This is a genomic window from Aliterella sp. E5.1 (assembly GCF_057473825.1).
The window spans coordinates 90199-114433 of the sequence record NZ_JBYCCV010000005.1 but is presented as its reverse complement, the minus strand read 5'-3'; the positions used below and the strand labels follow the sequence as shown (position 1 = coordinate 114433).

The 24235-nt window shown below is 42.9% G+C and carries 27 protein-coding genes, 1 tRNA gene, 1 pseudogene and 1 other annotated feature; of the genes and pseudogenes, 18 read left to right on the top strand and 11 right to left on the bottom strand.

The features are described from left to right. A pseudogene (locus AC2VE5_RS03745) lies at positions 1–418 on the top strand (IS1 family transposase); the annotation flags it as partial. A gap of 4 nt (positions 419–422) precedes the next feature. Here the strand turns inward: AC2VE5_RS03745 and AC2VE5_RS03740 are convergent. Both AC2VE5_RS03740 and AC2VE5_RS03735 read right to left on the bottom strand, forming a co-directional pair. Then, the gene (locus AC2VE5_RS03740; RefSeq protein WP_486886437.1) at positions 423–1226 is read right to left on the bottom strand and encodes a XamI family restriction endonuclease; all 804 of its coding nucleotides are present in this window, start codon (positions 1224–1226) and stop codon (positions 423–425) included. 162 nt (positions 1227–1388) lie between these two features. Beyond that, positions 1389–2147 carry a TIGR00297 family protein gene (locus tag AC2VE5_RS03735; RefSeq protein ID WP_486886436.1) on the bottom strand — a complete coding sequence of 253 codons (759 nt, stop codon included), beginning with the start codon at positions 2145–2147 and terminating at the stop codon, positions 1389–1391. A 27-nt stretch (positions 2148–2174) separates the two neighbouring features. Here AC2VE5_RS03735 and AC2VE5_RS03730 point away from each other — a divergent pair, with 27 nt between their 5' ends. Then, positions 2175–2603, top strand: a complete 429-nt coding sequence (locus tag AC2VE5_RS03730; RefSeq protein ID WP_486886435.1) for a VOC family protein — start codon at positions 2175–2177, stop codon at positions 2601–2603. On the opposite strand, the gene AC2VE5_RS03725 is transcribed toward AC2VE5_RS03730, so the two are convergent. Continuing rightward, positions 2600–3196 (bottom strand): esterase/lipase family protein, encoded by a 597-nt coding sequence (locus AC2VE5_RS03725; protein ID WP_486886434.1) that lies wholly within the window; start codon positions 3194–3196, stop codon positions 2600–2602. The genes AC2VE5_RS03730 and AC2VE5_RS03725 overlap by 4 nt on opposite strands. A 433-nt stretch (positions 3197–3629) precedes the next feature. Here AC2VE5_RS03725 and AC2VE5_RS03720 point away from each other — a divergent pair, with 433 nt between their 5' ends. Continuing rightward, complete coding sequence (locus AC2VE5_RS03720; protein WP_486886433.1) at positions 3630–4271, top strand: hypothetical protein; 642 nt, start codon at positions 3630–3632, stop codon at positions 4269–4271. Between the two features lie 30 nt (positions 4272–4301). Here the strand turns inward: AC2VE5_RS03720 and AC2VE5_RS03715 are convergent, their stop codons facing one another. The 3 genes from AC2VE5_RS03715 to sir form a co-directional block, all read right to left on the bottom strand. Further along, the gene (locus AC2VE5_RS03715; RefSeq protein WP_486886432.1) at positions 4302–5384 is read right to left on the bottom strand and encodes a tetratricopeptide repeat protein; all 1083 of its coding nucleotides are present in this window, start codon (positions 5382–5384) and stop codon (positions 4302–4304) included. A 74-nt stretch (positions 5385–5458) separates the two neighbouring features. Continuing rightward, positions 5459–6169, bottom strand: coding sequence for a 16S rRNA (uracil(1498)-N(3))-methyltransferase (locus AC2VE5_RS03710; protein WP_486886431.1), 711 nt, complete (start codon positions 6167–6169; stop codon positions 5459–5461). Beyond that, the gene (gene sir / locus AC2VE5_RS03705; protein ID WP_486886430.1) at positions 6169–8193 is read right to left on the bottom strand and encodes a sulfite reductase, ferredoxin dependent; all 2025 of its coding nucleotides are present in this window, start codon (positions 8191–8193) and stop codon (positions 6169–6171) included. The genes AC2VE5_RS03710 and sir overlap by 1 nt, the downstream gene beginning before the upstream one ends. Positions 8194–8612: 419 nt before the next feature. On the opposite strand from sir, the gene AC2VE5_RS03700 reads away from it, so the two are divergent. From AC2VE5_RS03700 to AC2VE5_RS03690, 3 genes are all read left to right on the top strand, one after another. Then, the gene (locus AC2VE5_RS03700) at positions 8613–10334 is read left to right on the top strand and encodes a diflavin flavoprotein (protein ID WP_486886429.1); all 1722 of its coding nucleotides are present in this window, start codon (positions 8613–8615) and stop codon (positions 10332–10334) included. A gap of 188 nt (positions 10335–10522) precedes the next feature. After that, entirely contained in the window at positions 10523–11038 is a 516-nt protein-coding gene (locus AC2VE5_RS03695) for a phosphate-starvation-inducible PsiE family protein (RefSeq protein WP_486886428.1), read from the top strand. 43 nt (positions 11039–11081) lie between these two features. Beyond that, complete coding sequence (locus tag AC2VE5_RS03690) at positions 11082–12794, top strand: diflavin flavoprotein (RefSeq protein ID WP_486886427.1); 1713 nt, start codon at positions 11082–11084, stop codon at positions 12792–12794. 53 nt (positions 12795–12847) lie between these two features. Here the strand turns inward: AC2VE5_RS03690 and AC2VE5_RS03685 are convergent, their stop codons facing one another. After that, on the bottom strand, positions 12848–13387 hold the full coding sequence (locus AC2VE5_RS03685) for a phycobiliprotein lyase (protein WP_486886426.1): 540 nt from the start codon (positions 13385–13387) through the stop codon (positions 12848–12850). Between the two features lie 237 nt (positions 13388–13624). On the opposite strand from AC2VE5_RS03685, the gene rplS reads away from it, so the two are divergent. The 8 genes from rplS (at position 13625) to rplL (ending at position 17668) form a co-directional block, all read left to right on the top strand. Further along, positions 13625–13987: a 50S ribosomal protein L19 gene (gene rplS / locus AC2VE5_RS03680; RefSeq protein WP_486886425.1), complete on the top strand. Its 363-nt coding sequence runs from the start codon at positions 13625–13627 to the stop codon at positions 13985–13987. A 113-nt stretch (positions 13988–14100) separates the two neighbouring features. Further along, positions 14101–14173 (top strand) — tRNA-Trp (locus AC2VE5_RS03675). Between the two features lie 172 nt (positions 14174–14345). Then, a complete protein-coding gene (gene secE / locus AC2VE5_RS03670) occupies positions 14346–14564 on the top strand; it encodes a preprotein translocase subunit SecE (protein WP_486886424.1) in 219 nt (72 codons plus the stop codon). Next, on the top strand, positions 14564–15238 hold the full coding sequence (gene nusG / locus AC2VE5_RS03665) for a transcription termination/antitermination protein NusG (RefSeq protein WP_486886423.1): 675 nt from the start codon (positions 14564–14566) through the stop codon (positions 15236–15238). Before secE ends, nusG begins: the two co-directional genes overlap by 1 nt. Before the next feature lie 9 nt (positions 15239–15247). Continuing rightward, positions 15248–15673 carry a 50S ribosomal protein L11 gene (gene rplK / locus AC2VE5_RS03660; RefSeq protein WP_486886422.1) on the top strand — a complete coding sequence of 142 codons (426 nt, stop codon included), beginning with the start codon at positions 15248–15250 and terminating at the stop codon, positions 15671–15673. A gap of 68 nt (positions 15674–15741) precedes the next feature. After that, on the top strand, positions 15742–16455 hold the full coding sequence (gene rplA / locus AC2VE5_RS03655; RefSeq protein WP_486886421.1) for a 50S ribosomal protein L1: 714 nt from the start codon (positions 15742–15744) through the stop codon (positions 16453–16455). Positions 16456–16477: 22 nt separating this feature from the next. Continuing rightward, positions 16478–16632: a sequence feature (ribosomal protein L10 leader region), on the top strand. A 37-nt stretch (positions 16633–16669) separates the two neighbouring features. After that, positions 16670–17233 (top strand): 50S ribosomal protein L10, encoded by a 564-nt coding sequence (rplJ, locus tag AC2VE5_RS03650; protein WP_486886420.1) that lies wholly within the window; start codon positions 16670–16672, stop codon positions 17231–17233. Positions 17234–17278: 45 nt separating this feature from the next. After that, entirely contained in the window at positions 17279–17668 is a 390-nt protein-coding gene (gene rplL / locus AC2VE5_RS03645) for a 50S ribosomal protein L7/L12 (protein ID WP_486886419.1), read from the top strand. Between the two features lie 62 nt (positions 17669–17730). Here the strand turns inward: rplL and AC2VE5_RS03640 are convergent, their stop codons facing one another. Further along, positions 17731–19392, bottom strand: a complete 1662-nt coding sequence (locus AC2VE5_RS03640; RefSeq protein WP_486886418.1) for a protein kinase domain-containing protein — start codon at positions 19390–19392, stop codon at positions 17731–17733. A 215-nt stretch (positions 19393–19607) separates the two neighbouring features. Here AC2VE5_RS03640 and AC2VE5_RS03635 point away from each other — a divergent pair, with 215 nt between their 5' ends. Next, positions 19608–20450 (top strand): FAD-binding domain-containing protein, encoded by an 843-nt coding sequence (locus AC2VE5_RS03635; protein WP_486886417.1) that lies wholly within the window; start codon positions 19608–19610, stop codon positions 20448–20450. A gap of 17 nt (positions 20451–20467) precedes the next feature. Continuing rightward, complete coding sequence (locus AC2VE5_RS03630) at positions 20468–20878, top strand: hypothetical protein (protein ID WP_486886416.1); 411 nt, start codon at positions 20468–20470, stop codon at positions 20876–20878. A 5-nt stretch (positions 20879–20883) separates the two neighbouring features. On the opposite strand, the gene AC2VE5_RS03625 is transcribed toward AC2VE5_RS03630, so the two are convergent. Beyond that, positions 20884–21669 carry an SAM hydrolase/SAM-dependent halogenase family protein gene (locus AC2VE5_RS03625; protein ID WP_486886415.1) on the bottom strand — a complete coding sequence of 262 codons (786 nt, stop codon included), beginning with the start codon at positions 21667–21669 and terminating at the stop codon, positions 20884–20886. A gap of 128 nt (positions 21670–21797) precedes the next feature. Here AC2VE5_RS03625 and pirA point away from each other — a divergent pair, with 128 nt between their 5' ends. Further along, positions 21798–21953: an arginine synthesis PII-interacting regulator PirA gene (pirA, locus tag AC2VE5_RS03620; protein WP_486886414.1), complete on the top strand. Its 156-nt coding sequence runs from the start codon at positions 21798–21800 to the stop codon at positions 21951–21953. 213 nt (positions 21954–22166) lie between these two features. Continuing rightward, positions 22167–22832 (top strand): DUF1361 domain-containing protein, encoded by a 666-nt coding sequence (locus AC2VE5_RS03615; protein ID WP_486886413.1) that lies wholly within the window; start codon positions 22167–22169, stop codon positions 22830–22832. A 31-nt stretch (positions 22833–22863) separates the two neighbouring features. On the opposite strand, the gene AC2VE5_RS03610 is transcribed toward AC2VE5_RS03615, so the two are convergent. Both AC2VE5_RS03610 and AC2VE5_RS03605 read right to left on the bottom strand, forming a co-directional pair. Continuing rightward, positions 22864–23448: a hypothetical protein gene (locus AC2VE5_RS03610; RefSeq protein ID WP_486886412.1), complete on the bottom strand. Its 585-nt coding sequence runs from the start codon at positions 23446–23448 to the stop codon at positions 22864–22866. 75 nt (positions 23449–23523) lie between these two features. After that, the gene (locus tag AC2VE5_RS03605; RefSeq protein WP_486886411.1) at positions 23524–24228 is read right to left on the bottom strand and encodes a DevA family ABC transporter ATP-binding protein; all 705 of its coding nucleotides are present in this window, start codon (positions 24226–24228) and stop codon (positions 23524–23526) included. Between the last annotated feature and the right edge of the window lie 7 nt (positions 24229–24235).

Below are 24235 nucleotides of genomic sequence, written 5' to 3'. Positions count from 1 at the left end.
AATCGAGTGGTTTAATTCTGGCAGCACGAGTGGATAAACATACCGATGAATTGATTGAACAACTCGTCATCAACACTGAGGGAAAGACCGACTGCAAGCGATTCAACAGCGATGCTTGGGGTGGATATGAGCGTGTCTTACCGCCTGAGATTGAACACTACATTGGCAAAGACAAAACACAGCGATGTTCGTGCGTACCAATGGCATTGTTCGACAACACACCGGAAGATGGCATCGACGACAGAACAAGTTTGGCAAAGTCTGGGAACAGACGAAAGTCACCACTCGGTTAGTGGTCAGTTACTTCAATTGGATTTGGCAGCATAGTCGGTTCAAGTCCACTGCCGCACAACGAGCAGGATTAACCTCTCGACCATGGACTTGGAATGATATCGTGACCTATCCCACAATAATCTGACGCACTACCCTGGATTTCTGCGTTTGTTGACATTTGTAAAGTCTCCTGCTGATTTTGCTTCTACCAATAAGGGACGATCTCCACGTTGGGCGGTTTTACGCATAATGACCACATCAACTGGAATATTAACTTTCTTCCCACCCTCTTCTAACAAATTGACGGGGATGTTTAGCCGAAAACTGTATGTTCCTGGCGGCATTTCATCAAACCTTACCCTTTGAGCAGTAGTTAATAGACGATAACCATGTCCATCAAGCCATGCTGCGATCTCCCTTAACTGTCTCGCTTCTTGAGCATTACGAACAATAGGATCTGCTGACGAACCGCATAAACGATCTGCAACAATCGTTGCTGCACGGTAGATTTCGCTTTCTATCGGTGTTTGATTCGTATCTAGCCAAGGAAAAATGTCTCGATCTGCAAGTCTCGAAATAATATCTGTGATTTTTCTCAATTCTTCATCAAGACGATCGCTCGTGAGCCGAACAGGTAATTTCCCCTCAACTTCCATACGATCCACAACGCTTTTAGCTATGCTCGCCAATCCAATCAATCTATCTCTGGCAATTGGCGGACAGGTACACATCCTGAGAGTTGGAAGTATGCCTGGATTCTGTCGCAGAATTGCTGGCTGTAGTGTTTTGAGATTGTTGGTAGCCTTTAAGGTCGATGCCACAACTTTAGTAACTTTAATACGGGTTTCACGAAATGCCTGCGGCGCGAAATCTATAAACCAAGAATTATACATATCCACAGACCTAGCTACGTCTGCTTTCCAACGATCTGGTTTATCACGATTTATAGCCATTAGAGCTTTTGGGAGTTGTGCGTTTCTACTTTACTCCTTAATTGCCTCAACAGATGTTTTCAGGCAAGAGTTTTTGAGCTAATAAGCACTACCCAAAGCGATCGCACTTTTGAGTAGTTCCTTAAGTTGGTTTGTATGTGCTGTATTTTCATTTATAGTTGATTAATTTAGCTGCTGCCAAGTCAAAGCTAATAGCACCGCCGCCGAAGCCCCAATTAAGGTATTAAAAATATTGACTACTTCATTGGTTAGCCAATCTACCTTGGCTTGCAAAGTTGCGCCAATCACGCTTTCTATATTAGTGGCGATAAAGGCGGCTATTACACAGAAAATTAGCCCTGATATGTCAATTAAACCTACTCCCCAACCAATAATCGCGATCGCAATCGATCCAACTATTCCAGCTATTGTCCCTTCTAAACTAACTGCTCCCTCGGTTCCTCTGGGTACAGCTTGCAGGGTAGTTATTAAATAAGTGCGCTTTCCGTAAGCTTTGCCTACTTCACTAGCGCAAGTATCCGATAGCTTGGTGCTAAAGCTTGCTACATAACCGAGTAGCAATAATGGTGTAATTGATTTTATGCCCACAACTACCCCCACCGCACATATAGCCGCCGTTAGCGCCGAACCCCAGACGTTTTCAGGTCCTCTCGCCCCCGATCGCTTTTCGGCAATTCCCTCAGCTTCTTTTTGGGCCAAACCAATACGAGTAACGCCCGAACCTACTAAAAAGTAAAATAAAACAACTATATATCCTTGCCAACCCAAACTACCCCAAATCAGTACGCCTAAAATCCAAGCCTGAAATAACCCGGCGTTTGTCAAAAGTTTTTTGGGAGCAATTAAAGCAATGCTGAGTAAAACTGTGTTCAATACCACAGCAATTATCCAAGGATTTAGCGCATAAATTGGAGATAGCATTATTTACCAGCCTGTAAATTTTTAGCCGTGAGTCAAACTTTATTTCATCTTGCCTTTCCCGTCACCGATATTGCCCAAACAAAAGCTTTTTATGTAGGTGGTTTGGGTTGCATTCCTGGGCGAGAAAATCATCACGCTCTCATTCTTAATTTACACGGTCATCAATTGGTGGCTCATGTAACTAAAGATATCCTTACACCCCAAAAGGCTATTTATCCCAGACACTTCGGCTTAGTTTTTACCTCAGAACAAGACTGGGAAAACTTACTAGAAAAGTCGCGCGATTCAGCACTACTTTTTCGCGAAGAACCCAAGCATCGCTTTAGCGATTCACCTCTAGAGCATCGTACCTTCTTTTTAGAAGATCCTTTTTACAATTTGCTGGAGTTTAAATACTACCGCTACCCTGCGGCAATTTTTGGTAGCCATGATTATGCTCAAATTGGCGATCGCTAACTATCCTCTAAAGCTTCGGCGACTACCTTCAAGCATCTTGCGTCTGTCACCATCCAATCATGACGCAGTACTGGCAACTGAATATTTTTGCCTACAGGTAGCTCGGAACTATTTGCTGGCACAATTATTAAATCGTAAGGTGTCCAAATCGATGTAAGATTCAATTGATCTAGCATCTCTACATCTCGCTCTAAATCTTGCAAAAACGCACTATTAGGTCGCATTTGCACGCAACCAGGACTCTGGAAAAACTGAGCTGCCCAAGTTCCTTGATGGGGAGATGCGATGGTAATAAAGCTGTTTACTCGCTTTATTCCACCTAACCTTTGAATGTAATAGCGGCTGACAATTCCGCCCATACTAAAGCCAATTACACTTAGCTTCTGTTCTGGGGCAAAGGTTGCGTTTACATAATCAGCAACCTGGTGTGCTAATTTGTCAAGGGGCAATTCACCGTTACTTGGCAGTAAATTGAGATCGTATACCGACCACCCAAGCTTTATTAAACTTGGAGCCATGGTTTGAAAAATTGCCCTCGTGTCATTCAATCCATGCACTAATAATACGGATTTGCGAGTTCTCGAACTTATCATATTCCTACTTGAGCTAGAGGCTTTGATTGAGGTATTGGGCTAAGGTATATTTCAGCTTTAAATTAGAGCAACTTCTCTTTCTTAAACTATTTTAAATATATGTAACTATTTATTAACTAATCATCTATTTAGTTAATTTAGCTCGTTGAGTATTAATGCTTAGAAGCACCTTTATATAAGTTTTATTAAGAATTGTCTAAAAATCTTGCAACAAGTGACCACAAAAAATCATAATTAATGCTAAATGAGTATAAATTGTAGTTGACTGAAAAGCATTGGATAATGAATAAAAGTTACTAATAGCGAGAAGCAAATTGTTTTTAACCCTCGTAGATGTAACAGATTAAGAGGTCAGAAAGACAGATAGATTCTGTACAAAAAGAATATTTCTTTGTAACTTTAATTCATTACTTAAAAATTAGGAGAAATTATAATGATTGGTAGTTTGAAAAAATTATTGACTGGAGTTTTATCATTTTTTGTTGGATTGTTTGCTGGCAAAAAAGCTCAAGCTGATAAGCAAATATCGCCAGCTTCTGCCAAGCCCAAAAAACGTAGCGGCTATTTCATGGAGCTTGATGAATCAGAAGATAATAAGTTTTTAAATGAACCTGTTGCCGCCGTAAAACAAGCTATGGAAAAAACTAAAAACGCTACAGTTGAAGCAGCAAAACAAGTAGCAGATACGATAAAAACATCCGAGCCTGTTGCCGCAGCAAAACAAACAGCAGAAAAAGTTAAAACATCTGAACCTATTGCCGCAGCAAAACAAACAGCAGAAAAAGCTAAAACATTAGAAGCTGCGCCAAAAGTAGCAGCAAAAACTGCCGAACCTGTTGCTGCCAAAAAAAGTAAAGTCGAATTAGTGCAAACGGCGGAAGGGTTAAAAGCAGAACCTAGCAAACCTAGCAAACCTGTAGCGGCAAGCAGCAACGGACAAAACAAAACTGAAACGACTTTTGCGCCTAAGTATCTTAACCCCGCGACAAGTTCAAGTAGCCGTCGTCGTCCTGGGGCAAATATGAGCAATTTCCTTGATATGGCAAATCAAGTAAAAAGCCCAGCGAAAGGTTAATTAGAAAATAGAGAAGGAAAGATAAATCTTCTATCTTCCTTCCTCCATTTTATTCGCAGCTTTAATCAAGACCAAGGCACTGTACAACGCAAAAGCCGAATCCCAAGTAGATGGAGTGCGGCGCAAAAGATGAATATGAGCAGGAATAAGCTTTAAAAGTTCGTCTTGGTCGATTATAGTATCTGCAAAAGCAGAAAAATCAGACCAAATTGGTGTAGATGGTAGGTGGAAGGCGAGGAAATCAAGCAGGCTATTCCAGCTAATTCTGATAGTTGGGCGATCGCTTTTGGGATCGATAGTAACGCCTTTTTGGTATTGGTAGCTATTATCATGCAAACGCAAAATGCAACCCCTGCTCGGAAGAAGTAAATCGCAAAAGTGGGCGTAGTCTTGAGTTTTGGTTTTGCGTTCAAGTTTACCCCGTACATTTCGATCTACTACTTGCTCAAAAATCGGCAATAGTCCTAAAATGCGATCGCTTATTTCTGACCAGTCGAAATTCATAGCACCCATTTGACCTTGTTCGTTTTGGCAAATTACGGTAGCTTGAGGTTCAGCATACTGGATATAGCTAACTTGAAAAACGCGAATTTGGTTGATTTCAGCTAGAGTTGCCCAAAAGCAGGGAATACCCGCAGCGCACAATTGCTGACCTAAAAATTTTAATTCCCCAATCGCCCCACTCTTATAAAACCGCCAGCCACGACTAGGCAATTGTAGCCGTGCAGCATAGGGTTCTATTTCCATAATTTGAGCAAAGTTTTGAGCAGCTACAGTTTTGCTTTCACTAGCTATAGGTTCTAAAACTAATACGCCTAATTGAGGCTCTGTATTAGCTTGAGCAATTCCGCGTTGCTTAAGTTCTTGAACTAAAATTTCTATGCGCTGTAGCCCTTGACGTGTTTGAGCTAGGAGCTTTGTATTGACAGCGCTTTTTAGGAGACTCTGATAAACGGTTTGGGCAGATTCTAGTTCGCCCAACACTTCGTACAGTCTTCCCGCGTAAAATTGTACCCAAGGGTTTTCGGGTGATGTTTGCAACAAGGGCTGCAAAAATTGGGTGGCGGCTTGGTAGTCTTGGCGTTCAAAAGCGGCAATAACATCATCAAGCATAGTAATAAAGAGATGAAATTAAAACCTCAGTTTAATTGCTCAAGATGGCAAATTAGTTTCAGTTTAAATAACCTTTAAATTTCAAAAGCTGCCGCAACAATAGATAAAGCAACTATTGGCGCAGTAACCGCTCTCAAAATCCGCCTGCCCAAAGAAACGCTTTGAAACTCCGAAGCAATCGCCTTGTCAATTTCTGCGCTTGTCCATCCTCCTTCGGAGCCAATGGCGATCGCAATTTCTATTCCCGATCCAAACTTAAGGGCATCCTTTAAATGCGGATTATCGCCCCGCGCTACACATAGATAACGATAATTAGCGCTAATAGTGGTAAGTGCCGAACTAAAAGCCACAGGCTCCAAAATAGTAGGGATAATTGCCCGTTCCGATTGTTCTGCCGCTTCCGAGGCAATGCGCCGCCATCGCTCTAGTTTTTGGGGACTAGGATTAAGAATAGTGCGATCGCTTATTACAGGCATAATTGTTGTTACTCCAAGTTCCGTACAGCATCGGACTACTTCATCAAAGCCATTGCCTTTGGGTAAAGCGGCAATTAAGGTAATCGCTACGGGTAACTCGTTTTTGACTTCTAGACGCTCTATTATTTGCGCTTCCCCAGCTTCTAGCACCGCCAGCCACCAATTACCCTTACCATCCATAGCGATAAAAGACTCGCCCTTTCCCAGCCGCAAAACGCGGCATAGATAGTGCAGTTGTTCTTTAGTCAGCAAAATTTGCCGATCTTGCAATTGAGAAGTTGCGATCGCGAGTCTTTGCAGTTGTGCCATTAATCAGCTTTTAAATAAGCTTCAATCGCGGCGTTGGCAAGTTGAGTCATCGATTTACCTTCGCTTGTAGCAGCAGCTTTTAGCTGGAGGTAAATGTCATCGCTGAGACTAATTCGACGGCGCAATTTATTGGTGGCAATAGTCGTATTGCCAATTGCGACAACTTGCCCGTTGGAACCTTCTACTAAAGCAGAATCTGCCATTGCTTCTATTAAACCATCGCTATCGTCAGTGGAGTAGGCTTCCGCAACATTTTCGGCTTCGTAATTTGCGGCAAATTCGCGAATTGAGTCAAAGCCGACGCGATCGCAAAAACAACCAAAGCTTTCCCCTGCTTGCTTTTCTTGCTTAAAGTAAGCAAAAATTGGCTTCAACTGGGTTTCCAAATCGTTGATGTGCATCCGCTCCATATAGGGAACTGCCAGCCGCGTTTGACTTGGCGAACCACCTAACCAAACTTGGTAAGATTCGGTTGCACTGCCAACAAAGCCCAATTCTGCCAAATAGGGACGAGCGCAACCATTAGGACAACCAGTCATTCTGACGGTAAAATGCTCGTTTTCTAAACCTACTTGTTCAAGTAGCGTTTCAATTCGCTTGAGAACGCTGGGCATAACACGCTCGGATTCAGTAATTGCTAACCCACACGTAGGCATTGCTGGGCAAGCCATAGAGTAGCGTACTAGAGCATTAATAGCTTCTGGATCGGTTTGTACGCCATAGCGGGTCAAAATTTCTTGAATCGCCTGCTTTTGACTCGGCTCAATGTCGTAGAAAATTATATTATGGTGAGCGGTAAGGCGAATTGGTAAGTTAAATTGCTGGACAATTTCGCGTAATGCCGTCCGCAATTGGAAAGAGCCTTCATCTTTTACTCGTCCATTTTCTACCGATATCCCCACAAATAGCTTCCCGTCTCCCTGTTCTTGCCAGCCTAGGTAGTCTTCATACTTAAATTCTGGCAAAGCTTGGAAGGGAGCGAGTTTTTTACCAAAATATTCTTCTACTTGAGTACGGAATTTTTCAACACCCCAATCGTTAATTAGGTACTTCAAACGGGCGTGACGGCGGTCAGTGCGATCGCTATAATCTCTTTGAGTAGCAACAATTGCCTTAATTAGCTCGTAAACGTCTTCTTTAGCTACATAACAAATCTCATCCGCCATCCGGGCAAAGGTTTCTTCTTTGTTGTGGGTTCTTCCCAATCCACCACCAGCAAAGACATTAAATCCTAATAACTCTTGCTTGTCGTTAGTCATCACTACCAAGCTCAAGTCTTGAGAATACAAATCGATGGAATTATCCCCTGGTACAGTCACCGAACACTTAAACTTGCGGGGCATATAATGCGTACCGTAAATTGGTTCGGGGTTATCGTGAATAATTGTCCCTGTACCATTGCGCTGACGGGCGGCGACGACATCGGGGTTTTCTTCGGCGCTGACTGCCTTTTCGCCATCGAGCCAAATTTCGTAATATGCTCCAGTTTGCGGCGTGAGTAACTGAGCGATATTATCCGCGTATTCCCAAGCGTACTGATAGGCTGGTTGATTTTTAAAGGGAGCAGGAGGAGCCATAACGTTGCGGTTGACATCGCCACACGCACCCAACGTCGAACCCATGCTTTTTATAATAGCTGCGATCGCACTTTTGAGATTTTTCTTCAAAATCCCGTGCATCTGAAAGCCTTGTCTAGTTGTAACTCTAAGGGTTTGATTGCCGTATTCCTCAGCTAACCTATCTAGAGTCAAATACAGTTCGGGAGGAACAAAACCTGCGGGGTTTCTAGTTCTCAGCATGAACTGGTAATCTTTCTCTTGTTTTTTAACGCGATTATCGCGGTTATCTTGCTGATAAGAGCCGTGAAACTTGAGAATCTGTACTGCGTCTTCAGAAAAATGCGTTGTATCTTGCTGGAGTTCGGTAGCAACTGGTTCGCGCAAGAAATTGCTGCGTTCTTTCAAACCTTCAACTTTAGAAGGCTTACGCGACGCAGTAGGAGTAGAAATAGAGGACTTTACCATTGCACTTGATATTAAGGGGGATTTTAAGACTACACCGTTGATCGTCGCACCAATAGAATTTAAAACACCCCAATCGGCTGTTCAATCTCCGGTAAATCCGGCGGTATTATGAGGAATAACCTGATTTTAACACGATAAAAAGTTGGGGCTTGACTCTATGATGACCAAACAATCCAAATTCTGGCATCTATATACCAAATTAATTACTAGCTGAAACTGTCTATTATTGAGTTAGAAGCAATCAAAGCAACTTCTATTTGTCTACATCTCTTTTTTATCAGCAAAAAGTCAGAGTTTTTGACGCTCCTTTTTGGGGTAGCACTTTAAGATTGATATTTTTAAACTCAACCATAGTTTTTTTAATAAAACTTTACTTGGCACTCGTGAGAGAATGAATATAGTTGCTAAGGAGATGACCGATGGTAGCGCTCACCGATAAAGACCAAAAACGGTTAACTACGCAAACTGCCGAAATTGCATCTAACACAACAGCGATTCGCTCCTTAGATTGGGATCGCGATCGCTTTGACATCGAATTTGGACTGCAAAACGGCACTACATACAATTCTTTTATCATTCGCGGTCAAAAAACGGCTTTAGTCGATACAAGTCACGAAAAATTCCGCAAGTTGTATTTAGACACGCTGACTGGGCTAATCAATCCTACAGAAATTGATTATATAGTCATCAGTCATACCGAGCCAGATCATAGCGGACTTGTCAAAGACATTTTGCAATTAAACCCAGAAGCTACGGTAGTAGGCTCAAAAGTTGCCTTGCAGTTTCTAGAAGACATGGTACACCAGCCATTTAAAAAGCAAATTGTCAAAAATGGTGAAGTTTTAGACTTGGGTAACGGACACGAACTAGAATTTGTCAGCGCGCCAAACTTGCATTGGCCAGATACCATGTTCACCTACGATCGCCAAACCCAAATTCTCTACACTTGCGATGCTTTTGGGTTGCACTACTGCGACGAATATACCTTTGATGAAGACTTAGGAGCGATAGAAGCAGATTTTCGCTTTTACTATGATTGTTTAATGGCTCCCAATGCTCGTTCGGTGCTATCAGCGATGAAGCGGATGGACGAACTCGGCAAGGTAGCAACTATCGCTACAGGTCACGGTCCATTATTACAGCATAACGTTGAGGAATTAACTGCCCGTTACCGCAATTGGAGCCAAACTAAAGCTAAAGCAGAAACAACGGTCTCTATTTTCTATGTATCCGATTATGGATATAGCGATCGCCTTTCTCAATCAATCGCTAGCGGGATTACCAAAACCGGAGTCGCCGTCGAAATGGTAGATCTGCGAGCAAGCGATATGCAGGAAATTCAAGAACTCGTCAGTCGCAGCGCCGGAATTGTAATTTCTATGCCGCCAACTTCGGCAAATTCTAACGTCAAAACTGCCCTGAGTACAGTTTTAGCAGCCGCAAACGGCAAGCAAGCTATTGGCTTGTACGAGTCTGGAGGCGGGGATGACGAACCCATAGATCCCTTGTTGAGTAAGTTTAGAGACTTGGGTTTAAACGCCGTATTCCCGGCAATTAAAATTAAAGACTCGCCGACAGAAAATACTTACAAACTGTGTGAGGAAGCAGGTACAGACTTAGGACAATGGCTGACACGCGATCGCAGTATCAAAGAACTCAAAGCCATAGACAGCAACCTCGAAAAAGCCCTAGGACGCATTAGTAGCGGGCTTTACATCATTACAGCCCAAAAAGGCGATGTCACTAGCGCCATGCTTGCCTCGTGGGTATCTCAAGCAAGTTTTACACCCCTAGGGTTAACAATTGCCGTTGCCAAAGACCGGGCGATTGAATCGTTAATGCAAGTAGGGGATCGCTTTGTTCTCAATGTATTAGAAGAAGGAAACCACTTGCATTTGATGAAACACTTTCTCAAGCGTTTCTCCCCTGGTGCTGACCGCTTTGCTGGCATCAAAACCCAGACAGCAGAAAATGGTTCGCCAATATTGACCGATGCGCTGGCTTACCTAGAATGCGCTGTTACTACCCGCATGGAAACGAGCGATCATTGGATAGTTTATAGCACTGTTGATGCGGGTAGAGTATCAAAGCCCGAAGCTCTTACTGCCGTCCATCATCGTAAAGTCGCAAACTACTACTAATTGCGATTGTTTGCTTGTTTTTTAATATCAGTGGGGGTAAAGCTGCGTGTTTACCCCCATGTTTGGCTAATATTTACAGACAGTTTTACAAAGGCAACTATTAGTATTTCAAATACTTAGGAGCTTGAGCTATAAGGTTAATTAAAGTAGACTGGAAGCCATCAAGTTAAGGTGGAGTAGCTCAATAAATGCAAGACTCATACAACAGCCCGTCAAGCAACTGGTATAGCTGGTTCAATAAAAGTCGGATTGTCCGCGCTCTTGAAACCATCCAAGACTTGATTGTAGTCTCCCTCTGCATCGGTCTATTCAGTGTCATGGTTATCCAGCTACGAGCAATGTTTATCTCGTTGTTGCCGCCTTTAAACTTCAAAGCTGTAACCTCAGACATATTGTTTCTTTTAATTTTGGTTGAGTTATTCCGCCTATTAATTATCTACTTGCAAGAACAAAGAGTATCAATTGGGGTAGCTGTAGAAGTCTCGATTGTTTCTGCCTTGCGAGAAGTAATTGTCAGGGGTGTATTAGAAACACCTTGGAGCCAGATTTTGTCAACCTGTGCTTTTTTGCTAGTTATGGGCGCACTACTGATAGTCCGAGTTTGGATACCGCCTACCTTCAACGGCATCGATCCCGAACGTCGCCTGCATAAAACTAAGTCACAAACATTCGAGCTTGCTAATTCCAAACACCCAGAGTCTTAGCTCATGGCTAGAGACATTAATAAATTACTAACTACCTAAATCTATGCCAAATATTAAAAAACGAGATGTCCAAGTATTGCCAATTGCCGCAGATACAACGGTATTGCGATCGCGTAGTTGGACTCAGTTGCGATTTGAAATTGAGTATGCTTTAGCAAGGGGTACAACCGCCAATTCTTACTTAATTCGCGGTGATAAGCTGGCGCTATTCGATCCCCCCGGCGAGACATTTACAGAAATATATTTAGCGGCTTTACACCAACGTTTTGACGTAGAACTACTAGATTATGTCATTTTGGGTCATGTCAATCCCAACCGCGCCGTTACCCTCAAAGCCCTACTCAAAGTAGCACCGCAAATAACTTTTGTAACTTCAAACCCTGGTGCAATCAATCTCCGTACTGCATTACCAGGTATGGATTTAAACATTCTGGTGATTAAGGGAGAAGAAACTTTAGACTTAGGCAAAGGTCATAATCTCCAGTTTATCCCCACCCCAACCCCCCGTTTTCCCGACGAGCTTTGTACCTACGACCCGCAAACTGAAATACTTTACACAGATAAGTTATTTGGCGCTCATATCTGCAGCGATCAAGTCTTTGACGAAGGGTGGGAAATATTTAACGAAGACAGGCGTTATTACTACGAGTGTCTGATGGCTCCTAATGCCCGTCAAGTGGAGACAGTCTTAGATAAGTTAGCATCCTTCCCTGTAAGACTTTACGCCACAGGTCACGGTCCATTGGTACGCTATGCGTTATTAGAACTAACCCAAGCTTATCGGACTTGGAGCCGATACCAGAATACTCAAGGTATCAAAGTAGCTCTGCTATATGCCTCCGCTTATGGCAACACCGCCACCTTAGCCCAAGCGATCGCCCGTGGTATTACTAAAGCTGGCGTTGGTGTAGAATCAATCAACTGCGAAGTGGCAGAACCTGCTGAAATTCAAGCAGCGGTAGAAAAAGCAGCCGGATTTATTATCGGTTCCCCTACTCTTGGCGGTCACGTGCCTACACCAGTTCAAACTGCTTTGGGTATTGTGCTATCCACTGCTACTAACAGTAAGTTAGCTGGAGTATTTGGTTCTTTTGGCTGGAGTGGCGAAGCAATTGATTTACTAGAAAGCAAACTCCGCAATGCTGGCTACCGCTTTGGCTTTGAGACATTGCGCGTCAAATTTAAACCTACCGATGTTACGCTCAAGCTTTGCGAAGAAGCGGGTACAGACTTTGCTCAAGCACTGAAAAAAGCGAAAAAAGTCCGCTCCCCTAGACTCCCAGCTACTAATGTCGAGCAAGCTGTGGGTCATTTAGTAGGTTCTTTATGTATAGTAACTTCCCAGCAAGACGAAGTAGCTAGTGCAATGTTGGCTTCCTGGGTGTCACAAGCAACTTTCAATCCTCCAGGCTTAACCGTCGCCGTAGCTAAAGACCGAGCCGTAGAATCGCTAATGTATCCAGGGAAAAATTTTGTCCTGAATATCTTAGCGGAGGGTAAACATTTAGGTTTGATGAAGCATTTTCTCAAGCCTTTTACGCCAGGGGAAGATAGATTTGTGGGGATTGAGACTGAGACGGCAACTAACGGTTCTCCGGTACTCAGCGATGCTTTGGCGTATGTTGAATGCTCAGTCAGCGATCGCATGGAAGCTGGGGATCACTGGATAGTTTATGCGATCGCAACTAATGGTAAGTTGTTGCAATCAGACACCCTTACTGCCGTCCATCATCGTAAATCTGGCAGCCATTATTAACTATCTTCAAGGAACGTACCCAAACGTGCGCTCTTTCTGGCTGCTAGAAATTTTTACCGAATACGTTTTTCTAAATACTGACCGATCAGTTGCTGCTCCCCAGCGCGAGAAATAATTGTTTGTCTAGTTCGATAGTTGCTACCTACAAGCTTTAATTCTTCCTCAAAGACCGAACCGTTGTACTCGGTTCGCAAACACATAGTTTGGTCGTTGACAAAGTAGTAGTCAGCTTTTACAGGCTTGGGTGTCGCAAAACCGCGATCGCGATACAACGTGTTTCCTAGCACGCCAAAAAGTGTAGAACCTTTAGACTGCTTCTTTCCCGATACTGAGTCTGTATTATTCCAGCTAACTTGCGCCCCACAAGTCAAAATTTCTGAATCGCTTAATTGATGCAATTGTGCCAACTTTTGCAACTCTTCGCATCCTTGAGTTAAAAATTTAATCTCAATGAGACTTACCATCTCTTTTGTCTCTCCTTCAGGCAAAGTATAGTAACGCCGCTCCGAGCGCCACTTGCCTTCTGATGCTTGGAAAAATTCCGCAATTAGTAAAGAGTCTGCTTTGGTTTGAGCAAGTTGTACTGCTGTCACAATTATCGATCCTTCCTAAGCTAAAGACTGCGACTTTAGGCAAGTCTTTGTTGATAATCTTAATATACCAATTATTTTATTAAAGTCATCTAGTTGGCGAAATAAGCTTTTAGACAGACAAGTCAGCGCGATCGCAAGCTTTTTACTTATCCATATAAAATACAATTGTGCCGATTTACTATACTCAATTGCATTTATAGATTTACAATTGATGTTTGTGAGTTTTTTAAATTGACCATGAATGCTCAAGAGATCATCCGCTCAATTGAAGCGGAGCAGTTAAAGTCGAACTTACCCGATATTTATGTAGGCGACACTGTGCGGGTAGGTGTAGTAATTCAAGAAGGCGGCAAAGAACGCACTCAGCCTTATGAAGGCGTAGTAATTGCGATGCGTAATGGTGGCATCAATGAAACCATTACTGTGCGGAAAATATTTCAGGGTATAGGTGTAGAAAGAGTATTTTTATTACATTCACCCCGCATTGAAAGCATCAAAGTTTTGCGCCGGGGTAAAGTTCGCCGTGCCAAGCTTTATTATTTACGCGATCGCGTTGGTAAAGCAACCCGAATCAAACAAAGGTTCGATCGCGCTTTGTAAGTAGGGCTAGTTAAAGACGTTGCTGGCAACGTCTACTACTTTTGGCAACAATGTGATATAGTGATAAATCTGGATGATTGCAGGCACATTGCTGCGATCGTTTAACCCATTGTGCGCTCTTAGTTCAGTTGGTAGAACGCAGGTCTCCAAAACCTGATGTCGGGGGTTCAAGTCCTCCAGGGCGCGCTAAAGCAAATTCTGCCCGAAAGCATTGTTACCGAGAAGTCGCAAAGCAATAGCAGTCGGGTAGAATTCTTGTGTGGGGGAAATCGTCCAACGGAGCTTTTGCAGACCAAGGGCAGTAAATAATATAATTAGCTGCTATAGATGTAAAGTTTCGAGGAGCAAAAAGCTACCCGTGAATAAAAAAAACGAAGCTGAGATTCAACCAAGTAGAGGATTTAGCCCTACAAAATTTTTTCAAGGCACAAAAGAAGAACTAGATAAAGTAGTGTGGCCAAGTCGTCAACAATTAGTTAGCGAATCGGTCGCAGTTTTATTAATGGTCATTTTATCGGCAGGGATAATTTATCTTGTAGACGGCTTATTTTCTTGGGCAGCAACACAGGTATTTTAATGAACTACGCAACAGATGAACCTAATTTAGAGCGCCAAGAGGACAGAAACGACGAAAATTCAGTTTCAACAACGTCGTCATCGGCGCGTTGGTACGCTGTGCAAGTTGCTTCTGGCTGTGAAAAGAAGGTAAAAGCTGACTTGGAACAACGCGCCCAAACATTAGATGTCGCTGATAAAATTGTTCAAATTGAGATTCCTCAAACCCAAGCGATCAAAATCCGCAAAGACGGCAGCAGGCTAGATAGCAAAGAAAAAGTATTTCCTGGCTATGTGCTAATCAAGTTGCAACGCTGGCATGATTCGGAAACTGGGGAATGGAAAATCTACGACCAAGCATGGCAGGTAATAAAAAATACGTCCCATGTAATTAACTTTGTGGGAGCCGAGCAAAGAAGGGGTACAGGTAGAGGTCGCGGTCACGTCAAACCCTTGCCCTTAAGCAGTGCCGAAGTCGAACGCATCTTCAAGCAAACCAGCGAACAAGAGCCAGTAGTCAAAATTGACATTGGGGCGGGAGATAAAATTATTGTGCTGTCAGGACCATTCAAAGACTTTGAAGGCGAAGTTATAGAAGTAAGTCCCGAAAGAAGCAAGCTAAAGGCGCTATTATCGATCTTTGGACGCGATACGCCCGTAGAGTTGGAATTTAATCAAGTCGAAAAACAAGGCTAAGACAAACCGATGGCTAAAAAAATAGTAGCAATTATCAAGCTGGCGTTAAACGCTGGGAAAGCCAACCCCGCACCACCAGTAGGTCCGGCTTTGGGTCAACACGGCGTAAATATTATGATGTTCTGCAAAGAATATAACGCCAAAACAGCCGACCAAGCGGGAACAGTAATACCTGTAGAAATATCGGTATTTGAAGACCGGAGTTTTACCTTTATCCTCAAAACTCCCCCAGCATCGGTGTTGATTCGCAAAGCGGCGGGGGTCGAAAAAGGCTCAAACGAGCCAAATAAAAAGCGCGTTGGCTCGATTACGAAAGCCCAATTGCAAGAAATTGCCCAAACAAAGTTACCCGACCTCAATGCCAACGACATTGACGCAGCAATGAAAATTGTCGCGGGAACAGCGAAAAACATGGGAGTTGCGATCGCTGAATAGAATAGACTAGACACTAAAATATTTTATCGGGGGAGAGGCAAAGCTTCGCAATTGACCCCAGGAGAAAAATGACCAAAAAACTATCACGCCGACTGCAAGAACTGCACAAAAAAGTTGAAGACAAAGCTTACGAGCCTCTAGAAGCTCTGCAGCTATTGAAAGAAACCGCTACAGCCAAGTTTTCTGAAGCTGCCGAAGCTCATATTCGGTTGGGAATTGACCCCAAATACACCGACCAGCAACTACGAACTACCGTAGCCTTGCCCAAAGGTACGGGGCAAACTATTAGAGTTGCGGTAATTACTAGAGGCGAAAAAGTCGCTGAAGCAAAAACCGCCGGGGCTGACTTAGTAGGTTCGGAAGAATTAATCGACGAAATCCAAAAAGGAATGATGGATTTTGACCTGTTGATTGCTACTCCCGACGTGATGCCTCAAGTGGCAAAACTAGGACGGGTACTCGGACCGCGCGGTTTGATGCCATCGCCAAAAGGTGGTACGGTAACAAACGATATAGCAGGCGCGATCGCTGAATTTAAAGCTGGAAAACTAGAATTTCGTGCCGACCGTACAGGTATAGTTCATGTTATGTTTGGCAAGGCAGCTTTTCCCCCCGAAGACTTGCTCGTAAACTTGAAAGCGTTGCAAGAAACCATTGAGCGCAACCGTCCATCCGGAGCCAAAGGGCGCTACTGGCGGACAATGTATGTATCATCAACAATGGGTCCATCAATTCAAGTTGATATCAATGCCCTGCGCGACATGAAAACAGACGGAGTTTAACCATAAGTCGATAAGAAAACAAAAACTTCATAGCTAAAAGCCGAAGACCGCAGGAGCGAATACGCTTAATATCCTGCCGAGGTTTATATTTGCAAGGTGCGATCGCTATTTTTTAGCATGGCACGAGCTATATAACTTCGTTACCCGGCAGATTCTGTCGGGTTTTTGATTTTCTAAGGGGCAGCAATGTTTTATTTAAGGAGGTGACATAAATATGGGCAGAACGCTAAAAGATAAACAAGCAATGGTTGCAGAAATTAAAGCAACTTTGGACGAAGCGCAACTAATTCTTGCCATTGATTATCAAGGGCTAACAGTTGGTGAAATTACCGACTTGCGGCGGCGCTTGCGTCCTACAGGTACGGTGTGCAAGATATCTAAAAATACCTTGATGGGAATCGCCATTGACGGTCAGGAAAACTGGCAGCCAATGACCGAATTACTCAAAGGTCCTTCAGCTTTTTTGCTAGTAAAAGATGATGTTTCTGGAGCCATCAAAGCTTACCAGGAATTTCAAAAAGTCAGCAAAAAAACTGAACTACGTGGCGGCGTAATGGAAGGTCGTTTGCTCAAAGAAGCAGACGTAAAAGCCATCGGTGATTTGCCATCGAAAGAACAGCTTATTGCTCAAATTGCTGGCGCTATCAATGGTGTAGCCAGAGGCTTGGCAGTCAGCATTAATGAAGTTCCAGCTTCCCTTGGTCGCAGTCTCAAGGCTGTGTCTGAAAAAGATGGTGGTGGTGGTAGTGACAACGCCGAAACCGACGTTGCCGCCTAAACCGCGAATAGTTTGAAACAATTACAATTTTATTGGAGTTAATCAATGTCTGCTACAACCGATCAAATTCTCGACCAACTAAAAACCCTAACTTTGCTAGAAGCTTCAGAGCTAGTCAAGCAAATTGAAGAAGCATTTGGTGTAAGTGCTGCCGCACCCGTAGGCGGCATGATGATGGCAGCACCCGGCGCTGCGGCTCCTGCTGAAGCCGTTGAGGAACAAACTGAATTTGATGCAATTTTAGATGAAGTTCCTGCCGATAAGAAGATTTCTGTACTAAAAGTAGTTCGGTCTTTGACAGGTTTGGGCTTGAAAGAAGCGAAGGACTTAGTAGAATCTACACCAAAGCCCGTTAAAGAAGCGGTAACTAAAGATGTAGCTGAAGATGCTAAAAAGCAGCTTGAAGAGGCTGGTGCAAAAGTAAGTATTAAGTAGACTTACAACGCTATTTTTTCCTTTAGGAGCCTAAACTACTGCTAGTTTAGGCTCCTTTACTATTAATGCAAATCGGCTTCCCAAACACCAATATAAATGCGATCGCGTTCGTTTCTTTCGATCGTGCCTTTTAAGTTGCCTGTATTAAACGAATAGCTATTAGTTTGGCGCGACCGCACTTGTTGCAAACCACTATTAATAGTGTCCAAATAGTTCTCGCCTAGCATTCCTTGTAAGGTTGCTTGCATAACTTCATATTCCACCGATTGAGCAAAAGCTACTTCTGTTTGGCGAATTTGCCCAGAATTGCGATCGTACAAGTAGCCTAAAGTAATCCGCTCTGGATCTAATTCGTAAATAACGGCGCGAGTATTGCCCCAAATACCTCTAGTATTTCTTTTTGGGTTGCCTAAAGCTGCTTTTACCTTACTTTCTGAAGTCCCCGGCGGGAAACCAATTACTTTAGATCGGGTTTGATTAATTGGTGTAGTGGAAGGACTAGGAGGCGCAACTTCATTTTCTGCGGTGGGAGACGGAGAGGAACTAGGTGAAACCTTTTGTTGGGGAGTCGCAACGGGTGTTGGGGACGGGGAAGAACTCGGCGAAATCTCCTGAACAGAAACGCGATCGCCTCCTGTCACGCTAGAATTAGGCGCTGGTGATGTAATTGGTGCTGCCGAATCAGAAGAATTGGGTACTTGGTTTTGCCCAAAACTAAACATAGCCCCAATTCCAACTAACCCCGTTGCCAGCAAACCACCAACTAATAAATTTCTTTGCCTACCAAATCTTTCACTTTCTACTACATTTTTAGCAGGTGAAAACACCGTAGGAGACTGACTAGCGGCGGGTGCTACGGCAACAGTTGCCAAGGTTTGTTGCCTAGGCACGCTAATTACTTGCAATGCTTCTAGCATTTTTTGGGCAGTAGTGTAGCGATCGCGTGGATGATATTTAATCGCGCGATCGAGTACGGCAGTTAGCTCAGGACTCATATTTGGGCGGTACTTGTGCCACAAAATCTCGCCCGTTTCCGAGTCTAATTCCAACTGTTGGGGATGCTTGCCTGTAAGCATATAAATCGCTGTCAAGCCCAAGCTATAAAGATCGCTGGCATAAATTGGTCTACCCGCAGCTTGCTCTGGAGCCATAAAACCGGGCGTACCAACTACAATCGAGCGATCGCTTTTTCCTTGGGCATTAATTACTGTTGCTACAGTTTCTTTAACTGCACCAAAATCAATCAAAACTGGTTGATTATTTGAGTTACGTAAAATAATATTATCTGGTTTGATGTCGCGATGAATAATACCGCCACTATGAACGTAGGCGAGTACAGATAACAGACTTACTAAAATATTTTTAACATCAGATTCGCTCATGCTTTCTTGAGCCGTGACCACATCAGTCAAAGTCGGTCCTTGAATCCACTCTTGAATCAAATAAAACTGCTCATTTTCGGCAAAATAGGCGAAAAGCTTAGGAATTTGGTCGTTACCTTCTCCTAGTTTCTCTAAAGTCGCTGCTTCCCGCCCAAATCGCTCTTGTTGAAACTTTTGTTGTCCCGCTTGATTTACTTGCAGGTTGCTTACTAACTTTAGCTGCTTAATTACACAGCGACGGCGGGAGGGCAAATAAGTATCCTCAGCTAGGAAGGTTTCGCCAAACCCACCATGTCCTAGAACCTGAATAACTTGATACCGCCCGTTTAGCGTTGTCATCATTAAAAGTTTTACAATAGCACTGCTGCAAATTCAGATTGGGTTTACGCACCTCTACAAAATCTATATCATCTGCTTTGTAGTCTAACCAACTACCCAACGATTGAATTACAAAGTTAGAAGCAATAAAAATTCGGCAATGTTTTTACTCAACTTGGCTCAACAATTGTAGTAGTTCACAATAGTTATAGGTACTAACAGGAAACACTTTACTATTGATGAATAAAGATATGCGCCGGGAATTTGCTAATCCAGAGGAATTAGTAGCTTATCTCCAAGCACAATTTCCCACAGCGACAGCACGAGATAACCATATTAGTAAAACTGTAGGTGGATGCAAAGCCGCCCAAGAACTTTTAGCGCAAGTAAATCCATCCCAATATGCTAGTTCGCGCAACTTCCTAACTGGTGCAGTAACCCGATTATCACCTTACATCCGCTACGGGGTGCTAGGTTTAGCAGAAATACGGGACTATGTTTTGCAGCAAGTACAGCAAAAAGAAGAAGCAAGTAAGCTGATAAATGAATTAGGGTGGCGCGACTATTGGCAACGGCTTTACACCCAGCTTGGTAATGATATTTGGCTCGACTTGCAGCCTTATAAAACTGGTTCTACTGCCAAAAACTATGCAGAAGTATTACCTGATGACATTGCTAGGGGAACAACGAATCTCATTTGCATTGATAGTTTTAGCCGCCAGTTGCGTGAAACTGGATATTTACACAATCACGCCCGATTGTGGCTAGCAGCTTACATAGTGCATTGGCGCTCTATTCGTTGGCAAGCAGGCGCAGTCTGGTTTTTGCAACACTTATTAGATGGCGACCCGGCTAGTAATAATCTTTCGTGGCAATGGGTTGCTAGCACGTTTAGCCAAAAGCCGTACTTTTTTAACCGCGAAAATTTAGAGCGCCATACTGAAGGAGTTTATTGCCGTCAATGTCCCTTGTACGGTAACTGCGACTTTGAAGGAAGCTACGAACAACTACAAAATCAATTGTTTCCCCAAGCAGAGTTTTATCAAGCTACTCCCCAAAAACACCGTAAAGACCGCCAATGATCGAGGTCTTGATAATTATGATTCAACCAATAATTTGGGTGCATGGAGACTGTTTGAGTCCCGCTAATCCCGGCTTGAAAATGTACCCCGATGCTCCGGCAATTTGGGTATGGGATGATGCTTTAATCGATGAGTGGCAGCTAAGTCTCAAACGGATAAAATTTATTTACGAATGCTTATTAGAGCTACCTGTTGTAATTCGACGCGGCGATGTGGCAACCGAAGTAGTTAGTTTTGCCCAACAAGGCGATCGCAATGCTGTTGTCACGGCAATTAGCCCTAGCCCTCGATTTGAGGATATTTGCCAAAAAATTGCATCTCATCTACCAATAAGCGCGCTACCTGTAGAGCCGTTTTTTGAGTATGAGGGCTACATTGACCTCAAAAGCTTTTCCCGTTACTGGAAAGTTGCCCAACGTCATTTATAGACGCTTCAAACCTCTACTTGCACCGTTGCACCCCATGCTAACTGTAATTGCTTTTGAGCGTTGCCATTGGCTACGGCAATTTCTATATAGCCATGGCTACCAGTCAACGCGAGTATTTTTCCCGGGACAACATCTCTATAAGTCTTACATCCTGGAATAGTTAGCTCCTTAACTAATACAATCCAAGTTTTGTTTTCTACGGTTGTACCGGGAATATTTGTAATTAAATTGCCAAACCGATCGATGTATTGAATGCAGCCTGTAATCCCTGTACTTGTCACCGTTACATTTTGTATATTTAGCTGCACCAAAGTATCTATATCTACCTTTTTGCCCAACTGAGCGATCGGAACACCACTAGCTAAATGCGCTCCTACGGGCGCAAAAATATCTCTACCGTGGAATGTATTGCTAGGTTGAGAGGAGCGCCAATACTGGGGGCTAGTCAGTTCAACGGCAGCAATTGCCGGGCTATGAGCTAGTACGCCACTAAATATGCCATTGTCTGGACCAACTAAAAAGCCTTGAGCAAATTCAATAGCCAGCGATCGCCTGTTACTACCTACACCTGGATCGACCACCGCTACATGAACGCTACCCTGGGGAAAATAAGCATAAGCATTCATCAAACAAAACCTAGCTGCTGCAATATTTTGGGCGGGAATTTCATGGGTCAAATCTATGACGGTTAAGTGCGAGTTAATCTTGGCAATTTCTCCTTTCATTACCCCTACATACACGTCGCTCAAACCAAAATCGCTAAGTAAAGTCAAAATTTGATGTTGAGACATTGCTCTGTCCTGCGGTAGATATTGGCTTCTTAAGGAATATTTTAGGAGTTTCTGTAGCCATTGTTACGAAAAAGGTGTTAGGTTAGGATTAACAAATAAAAAACTAATAAAACAGATAAGTAAAAGTCATGAATAGAAATAAACCACAAGCTGCCAAGCAAGCTTCCGATGCCCACCGCGTAAATATTCAAAGAAGTTTAGAGCATCGCCTACAAGTTGCTAGAGCCAACGGAGATGACAAGCTAGTTCGGCAGTTAGAAGCAGAAATGAGCTATTTCAACTAAATCAACCAAATAACTAGAATTTTTATCCTCTCCATTCTTACCTTGGGTAAGTTGGGGAGGATATTTTCGTTATTAGTGACAAATAGAGCTTGTCTTCAAAAAACTTAAACATCAAACTTGAACATTCCGAACTCTTACTAAGTCGTAGTTATACTGGTTAGTTGAAAGTCTGTACTTGATACTACACTCGCTTGGTCTTTGGGAAAATTTTTGATGAGAGAAATAGTAATTACTTTATTAAGAACGCTCAAGTGGATTTTAAGCCGGAATATAGAGCGAATTATCTGGAATCTATTTCTAGCTTTTATTCCTCTTGGTTTAAGTTTTTGGTTATTTCGTCGCGGGCGATCGCGTTCTTTTGTTTGGTGGTTGGGGTTTGTGGTTTTCATTGCTTTTTTACCCAACGCACCTTACATTTTGACTGATATTATTCATCTTATTAATGATGTCCGCGATGTCAATTCTGTATGGGTAGTTACTTTAATAGTTTTTCCTTTACATTTATTATTTATTCTCTCTGGGTTTGAGTCTTACGTTGTCTCGTTAATCAATGTAGGTTATTATTTGCAACGCATTGGCTTGAGTAAATGGATTTTGGCTATGGAGTTATTTATTCACGCTTTATGTTCTGTTGGTATTTATTTGGGCAGATTTCCCCGTTACAATAGTTGGGATTTGATTACTAAGCCAGATGCCTTAGTCAATACGGTAATAGAAGACTTAATTGGTAAAATTCCCTTAGCAATCGTTTTTATTACTTTTATCGTCATCGCTATTTTGTACTGGCTTTTCAAGCAGGTAACTATTGCAGTTTTATGGCAACGAGGAGCAATATCTTTTTACCAACCTACTAACAAATCAATTACTCACCAACCATAAGTAATTATTGAATGACTAATAATTTTCCCAGCTAGCAACTAATAGCTTTATTGACTCTGGTTGTGCGATCGCCTTTGGCGCTACCCCTTGGGTAATCGCGAATAGCTGGTTTTCGACCAATAGCTAGATTTAGTTTTTGCCATGTTACAAATAATTGACGCACAAAGTTCTGACTTTGATTGAGATTTGACGACTTTGATAGTGTAGTTGGAATCGGTCGTTTTAATCTTCTGCCTGTGCGTCTGCGGAGCATCTGCGCTAGTTGCAATGCTTCTCGCTCTTGCTGAAACAGGTCTACTTTTCTTGTGGTTACAACGATTACCCCAGGTCTTTTGTAATGGATGCAGGGAATAACTATTAATTTATGCTGAAATATTCTATTTGATATTGGACGGGTGTTTTGGTCGCCTTTGATTTCGCTGGCGGTAACTTTTAAGGCAAATAACGCTTCTTCTAATTGGGCGGATAATTGGTTAACTTTTTCTGCATTGACTAATAGTTTTTGCCAGCCGCTACCCACTTTTTGGGGCTTCTCTCGATTCAACTGGGGTTGCAATGGTTCTATAGGGCTAAGGTGCGATGTTATTTCTGTACCTGTGGCAATAAATTCGTTCACAATCAAACGGCTCCTATACTTGCAAATACATTCTTGCACCACAATAGTACAAATGAACTACTAAAGCAAGTGTAGTTAGCTAGAAGAAGCACTAAGATCGGCATTGCGCTTCAAATAACCATCTTCCATATCGACAATGCGATCGGCTATATCCAAAATGCGGTTGTCGTGAGTCACCATCAAAATAGTCGAGCCTTGCTCTTTGGCGAGGCGCTGCATAATTTCCACCACATCGCGCCCAGATTTTTTGTCCAAAGCGGCGGTAGGCTCGTCTGCTAAGACAAGTTTGGGATGATTTACCAAAGCACGAGCGATCGCAATGCGTTGTTTTTGTCCGCCCGAAAGGTTGTCTGGGTAATAGTTGATGCGATCACTCAAACCGACTGCTTGCAACATTTCTTCAGATTTGGATTCGGCTTGTTGCTTGGAAATGCGATCGTTGAGTTCAATTGACATCTGCACATTTTGCTTAGCACTCAAAAATCCCAGTAAATTATGAGCTTGAAAAATATAGCCAATTTGTCGCCGCATTTGCACTAATTCACCTTCTTTAGAGCCATGCAGTTGCCGATCTAAAAGTTTTAAATTGCCTTCCTGGACAGAGCGCAAGCAACCAATTAGGCTAAGTAGCGTAGTTTTACCAGAGCCAGAGGGACCTGTCATGATCACAATTTCCCCAGCATTTATGCTGAGATTGATATCAAACAAAACTTGCTTTTTGAGGTTTCCTTTCCCGTAATAATGATTGAGATTTTCAATGGCAATTACAGGTTCTACCATACTTCTT

What these genes read in the sequence shown, in the direction of transcription:
- AC2VE5_RS03740 (WP_486886437.1), bottom strand. Translation starts at nt 1,226, where the DNA reads ATGGCTATAAATCGTGATAAACCAGATCGTTGGAAAGCAGACGTAGCT.
- AC2VE5_RS03735 (WP_486886436.1), bottom strand. Translation starts at nt 2,147, where the DNA reads ATGCTATCTCCAATTTATGCGCTAAATCCTTGGATAATTGCTGTGGTA.
- AC2VE5_RS03725 (WP_486886434.1), bottom strand. Translation starts at nt 3,196, where the DNA reads ATGATAAGTTCGAGAACTCGCAAATCCGTATTATTAGTGCATGGATTG.
- AC2VE5_RS03720 (WP_486886433.1), top strand. Translation starts at nt 3,630, where the DNA reads ATGATTGGTAGTTTGAAAAAATTATTGACTGGAGTTTTATCATTTTTT.
- AC2VE5_RS03715 (WP_486886432.1), bottom strand. Translation starts at nt 5,384, where the DNA reads ATGCTTGATGATGTTATTGCCGCTTTTGAACGCCAAGACTACCAAGCC.
- AC2VE5_RS03710 (WP_486886431.1), bottom strand. Translation starts at nt 6,169, where the DNA reads ATGGCACAACTGCAAAGACTCGCGATCGCAACTTCTCAATTGCAAGAT.
- sir (WP_486886430.1), bottom strand. Translation starts at nt 8,193, where the DNA reads ATGGTAAAGTCCTCTATTTCTACTCCTACTGCGTCGCGTAAGCCTTCT.
- AC2VE5_RS03700 (WP_486886429.1), top strand. Translation starts at nt 8,613, where the DNA reads ATGGTAGCGCTCACCGATAAAGACCAAAAACGGTTAACTACGCAAACT.
- AC2VE5_RS03695 (WP_486886428.1), top strand. Translation starts at nt 10,523, where the DNA reads ATGCAAGACTCATACAACAGCCCGTCAAGCAACTGGTATAGCTGGTTC.
- AC2VE5_RS03690 (WP_486886427.1), top strand. Translation starts at nt 11,082, where the DNA reads ATGCCAAATATTAAAAAACGAGATGTCCAAGTATTGCCAATTGCCGCA.
- rplS (WP_486886425.1), top strand. Translation starts at nt 13,625, where the DNA reads ATGAATGCTCAAGAGATCATCCGCTCAATTGAAGCGGAGCAGTTAAAG.
- nusG (WP_486886423.1), top strand. Translation starts at nt 14,564, where the DNA reads ATGAACTACGCAACAGATGAACCTAATTTAGAGCGCCAAGAGGACAGA.
- rplK (WP_486886422.1), top strand. Translation starts at nt 15,248, where the DNA reads ATGGCTAAAAAAATAGTAGCAATTATCAAGCTGGCGTTAAACGCTGGG.
- rplA (WP_486886421.1), top strand. Translation starts at nt 15,742, where the DNA reads ATGACCAAAAAACTATCACGCCGACTGCAAGAACTGCACAAAAAAGTT.
- rplJ (WP_486886420.1), top strand. Translation starts at nt 16,670, where the DNA reads ATGGGCAGAACGCTAAAAGATAAACAAGCAATGGTTGCAGAAATTAAA.
- rplL (WP_486886419.1), top strand. Translation starts at nt 17,279, where the DNA reads ATGTCTGCTACAACCGATCAAATTCTCGACCAACTAAAAACCCTAACT.
- AC2VE5_RS03640 (WP_486886418.1), bottom strand. Translation starts at nt 19,392, where the DNA reads ATGATGACAACGCTAAACGGGCGGTATCAAGTTATTCAGGTTCTAGGA.
- AC2VE5_RS03635 (WP_486886417.1), top strand. Translation starts at nt 19,608, where the DNA reads ATGAATAAAGATATGCGCCGGGAATTTGCTAATCCAGAGGAATTAGTA.
- AC2VE5_RS03630 (WP_486886416.1), top strand. Translation starts at nt 20,468, where the DNA reads ATGATTCAACCAATAATTTGGGTGCATGGAGACTGTTTGAGTCCCGCT.
- AC2VE5_RS03625 (WP_486886415.1), bottom strand. Translation starts at nt 21,669, where the DNA reads ATGTCTCAACATCAAATTTTGACTTTACTTAGCGATTTTGGTTTGAGC.
- pirA (WP_486886414.1), top strand. Translation starts at nt 21,798, where the DNA reads ATGAATAGAAATAAACCACAAGCTGCCAAGCAAGCTTCCGATGCCCAC.
- AC2VE5_RS03615 (WP_486886413.1), top strand. Translation starts at nt 22,167, where the DNA reads ATGAGAGAAATAGTAATTACTTTATTAAGAACGCTCAAGTGGATTTTA.
- AC2VE5_RS03605 (WP_486886411.1), bottom strand. Translation starts at nt 24,228, where the DNA reads ATGGTAGAACCTGTAATTGCCATTGAAAATCTCAATCATTATTACGGG.